The organism is Rhodopila globiformis (assembly GCF_002937115.1).
Classification (GTDB): Bacteria; Pseudomonadota; Alphaproteobacteria; order Acetobacterales; family Acetobacteraceae; genus Rhodopila; species Rhodopila globiformis.
In genome coordinates, this window is the sequence record NZ_NHRY01000015.1 from 1 (window position 1) to 4,277 (window position 4,277).

The 4,277-nt window shown below is 69.2% G+C and carries 3 protein-coding genes; 2 read left to right on the top strand and 1 reads right to left on the bottom strand.

The genetic code is table 11. The features are described 5' to 3' along the window. The first annotated feature begins 394 nt into the window (after window positions 1-394). Together recF and gyrB are read left to right on the top strand one after the other, a co-directional pair. A complete protein-coding gene (gene recF, locus CCS01_RS00290; RefSeq protein ID WP_104516849.1) occupies window positions 395-1,564 on the top strand; it encodes a DNA replication/repair protein RecF in 1,170 nt (389 codons plus the stop codon). A 51-nt stretch (window positions 1,565-1,615) separates the two neighbouring features. Further along, complete coding sequence (gene gyrB, locus CCS01_RS00295) at window positions 1,616-4,051, top strand: DNA topoisomerase (ATP-hydrolyzing) subunit B (RefSeq protein WP_104516850.1); 2,436 nt, start codon at window positions 1,616-1,618, stop codon at window positions 4,049-4,051. Between the two features lie 50 nt (window positions 4,052-4,101). Here the strand turns inward: gyrB and CCS01_RS00300 are convergent. Beyond that, window positions 4,102-4,277, bottom strand: a 176-nt coding sequence (locus CCS01_RS00300) for a transposase (RefSeq protein ID WP_146101497.1), incomplete at its 5' end; no start/stop codon positions are given.

The window sequence follows — 4,277 nt, forward strand, 5'->3', positions numbered from 1 at the left end:
CTGAACCGGCCACTTTAGTGGCCAACTGAACCCGGGACCGCGTTAGCGGTCCCGCTTGCCGCTTTGAGCGGCTCACACTCAACGGGCCGCGTCAGCGACCCGCCCGGCCGCTTTGAGCGGCCAACACTATAAAGCCCCCGGCTCTGCCGGGGGATATTTACTTTGCCAACGTCGCCGGGCGGGATCCAGCGTTGTGCCCGGCACGGGCTTCGGGCCGCCGGTTGGGCAATGGAGAATCAGTTGCCGGCCGCGGCTCGCTGATGTTGCGCTGGCATGCCGCCACCGCCGGCCGCCACCGCCGGCGGACGAGGGAGTGTGAGACCGAACGGGAATAACCCCGGACGCGTGAACGCCTGGTCTTCCGCAGGGCGGCCCTAAGCGCCATGTTCCCGTCGTGCTTCGACTCAACCGCCTCAGCCTGACCGACTTCCGCACCTACGCATCCCTGACCTGGCGTCCGGCGGCGCGGATCAGCGTGCTGTACGGGCCGAACGGCAGCGGCAAGACCAACCTGCTGGAGGCGATCTCGCTGCTGGTGCCCGGGCGCGGCCTGCGCGGCGCCCGCCTGGCGGACCTGCCCCGTCAGGGGGGCTTCGACACCTGGGCGGTGGCGGGCCGCTTCCAGACGTCCGAGGGCAAGGCCGACATCGGCACCGGCTCCGCCCCCGACGGCCCGGCCGATCGGCGGGTGTTTCGATTGGACGGGCAGGCGCCGCGCAGCCAGGCGGATATCGCCCGGCTGGTCGCCGCGGTGTGGCTGACACCGCAGATGGACCGGCTGTTCCAGGAGGGGCTGTCCGGCCGCCGCCGCTTCCTCGATCGCCTGGTCTGGGCGCTGGAGCCCGGCCATGCGCGCGAGATGGCGGCGCATGACACGGCAGTCGGCAGCCGCAACCGGCTGCTGGCGGACGGGCGGCAGGACCGCGCCTGGCTGGCGGGGCTGGAGGATGCCATCGCCCGCCACGCCGTCGCCGCCTCGGCCGCGCGCCTGGCGCTGGTGAGCCGGCTGAACCAGCAGATCGAGGCCGGGCTGGCCGGCAGCTTCCCCCCGGCCCGCATCGGCCTCGCCTGCCCGATCGCCGGGCGGCTGGCGACCGAGCCGGCGCTGGCGGTGGAGGACTGGCTGCGGGCCGGACTGGAAGCCGGCCGCAAGCGCGATGCGGCGGCCGGCGGCGCGGCCCTGGGCGCCCACCGCACCGACCTGCTGATGACCGACGTCACCACCGGCACCCCCGCCGCGCTGGCCAGCACCGGCCAGCAGAAGGCGCTGCTGATTGGCCTGATCCTGGCCCATGCCGCGCTGATCGCCGCCGCCCGCGGCTTCGCCCCGCTGCTGCTGCTGGACGAACCGGCGGTGCACCTGGATCCGCAACGGCGCGACTCGCTGTGGCAGGTGCTGGCGGGGCTGCCGGCGCAGATCGTCCTCACCGGCACGGACCGCGAGATTTTCCTTCCGCTGGTGGCGCATGCCGAGGCATTCGAGACCGGCGGTGGCAGCCTGCGGCCCGATACAAGTTTTCTTCGTCCGGATGCGGTCGGTTCCCCTGTATCCTGCGTGCCGTAGCTGCTATATATCTAGAGTATCAAATCCCCAGTCCTGGAGTCGTCCCCCGGCATGTCCGACAACGCCGCGCTGCCCCCTGAGTCTGATCCTGACGCCTATGATGCCGCCTCGATCTCGGTCCTGAAGGGCCTGGACGCGGTCCGCCGCCGCCCGGGGATGTATATCGGCGACACCGACGACGGGTCCGGCCTGCACCACATGGCGTTTGAGATCATCGACAACGCGGTGGACGAGGTCCAGGCCGGGTTTGCCGCCAAGGTCGAGCTGACGCTGAACGGCGACGGCAGCGTCACCGTGCGCGACGACGGCCGCGGCATCCCGACCGATATCCACCCCGAGGAAGGGATCTCCGCCGCTGAGGTCGTGCTGACCCGGCTGCATGCGGGCGGCAAATTCAACCAGAGCTCCTACAAGGTTTCCGGCGGCCTGCACGGCGTCGGCGCCGCGGTGGTGAACGCGCTGTCGGAGTGGATGGAGGTGCGCATCTGGCGGCACGGGCAGGAGCATGCCATCCGCTTCCAGCACGGCGAATCCGATGGCCCGCTGCAGGTGGTCGGATCGACGGATCGCGGCAACGGCACCGAGGTGACCTTCAAGCCGAGCCCGGCGACCTTCACCAAGACCGAGTTCGACTACACGCTGCTGGAACGCCGGCTGCGCGAACTGGCCTTCCTGAACTCCGGCATGACCATCGTGCTGCGCGACGAGCGGCACACGCCGGCGGTGGAAGCCACCATGCACTACGAGGGCGGCCTGGTGGCGTTCGTGGAATGGCTCGACCGCTCCAAGGTGGCGGTGTTCACCCCGCCGATAAGCCTGCGCGCGCCGGTGGAGCAGCAGGGCATCCGGGTGGAGTTCGCGCTGTCGTGGAACGACAGCTTCCACGAGACGATGCTGTGCTTCACCAACAACATCCCGCAGCGCGACGGCGGGGCGCACCTGGCCGGGTTTCGTGCGGCGCTGACCCGGGTGGTGACGAAATACGCCGAATCGATGGGCAAGAAGGAATCCCTCGCCCTGGTCGGCGACGACATGCGCGAGGGCATGACGGCGGTGCTGTCGGTGAAGGTGCCGGACCCGAAATTCTCCTCGCAGACCAAGGACAAGCTGGTGTCGTCCGAGGTGCAGCCGGTGGTGCAGGCCGCGGTGGCCGACGCCGTGTCGCACTGGTTCGAGACTCACCCGAAGGAAGCCAGGAACATCATCCAGAAGGTAATGGATGCCGCCGCGGCGCGCGAGGCCGCCCGCAAGGCGCGGGAACTGACGCGGCGCAAGGGCGTGCTGGACGTGTCCACCCTGCCCGGCAAGCTGGCCGACTGCCAGGAACGCGACCCCGCCAAGTGCGAGATCTTCATCGTCGAGGGTGACAGCGCAGGTGGGTCCGCGAAGCAGGGACGCGACCGCAAGTTCCAGGCGATCCTGCCGCTGAAGGGCAAGATCCTGAACGTCGAGCGGGCGCGCTTCGACCGCATGCTCAGCAGCCAGGAAATCGGCACGCTGATCACCGCGCTGGGCACCGGCATCGGGCCGGGGGCGGTTGACCAGGGCGGGTTCGATGCCAGCAAGCTGCGCTACCACCGCATCGTCATCATGACGGACGCGGACGTGGACGGCTCGCATATCCGCACGCTGCTGCTGACGTTCTTCTTCCGCCAGATGCGGGAGCTGATCGAGCGCGGGCACCTGTACATCGCCCAGCCGCCGCTGTACCGCGCCAAGCGCGGCAACGACGAGCGCTACCTGAAGGACGACGCGGCGCTGGAGGCGTTCCTGCTGGACAAGGCGCTGGCGGACGCCCGGCTGAGCTATGCCAATGGCACGGTGCTGGAGCACGAGGAACTGCGGCGGGAGGTGACGCTGCTGCGGGAGGCGTCGCTGAACCTGAAGCGGCTGTCCTCGGTTGTGCCCGTGGCGCTGCTGGAGCAGGCGGCGATCGCCGGGGTGCTGACTCCCGATGCCACCCGCGCCACCGCCGCCGCGCCGGAGTTCGCCCGACGGCTGAACGCGGTGTCGCTGCCGACGGAACAGGGCTGGGTGGTCAGCGCCGATCATGGCCTGACGCTGTCGCGCACGGTACGTGGCGTGGCGGAGCGGTATGCGCTGGACGCCGCGGCGTTGCGCAGCAGCGAGGCGCGCTGGCTGGCGGACCGCGCGGGCGCGCTGGCGGAGCGGTTCAGTACGCCGGCGAAGCTGAAGCTGGATTCACAGGAGCCGTTAGTGGCCGGACCGGCCAGCGCCTATGATCGCATCATTGCGCATGGACGCCGCGGCCTGTCGATCCAGCGGTTCAAAGGACTGGGCGAGATGAACCCGGACCAGTTGTGGCAGACGACGCTGGATCCGTCCGTCCGCACGCTGCTGCAGGTGAAGGTGGGCGATTCCGAGGACGCCGCACAGGTGTTCAGCACGCTGATGGGCGACGTGGTCGAGCCACGGCGGGAGTTCATTGTCGGCAATGCGCTGAAGGTGGCGAATCTCGACGTGTAGCGCGCGTGTGGGCGAGCACAATTTCTGAGACTAAAACCTAGGGCGTGTCGTCAATTAAGCCAAACGACGGCGGCGGCGAGGTGGACCGCGGCGAGGAAATTGCGGGCAGTCTTGTCATAGCGGGTTGCGATGGCACGGAACTGCTTGAGCCTGGCGAAGAAATTTTCGATCAGATGGCGCGCCTTGTAGAGGTCGCGGTCGTAGGTCCGCGGCGAGCGGCGATTGG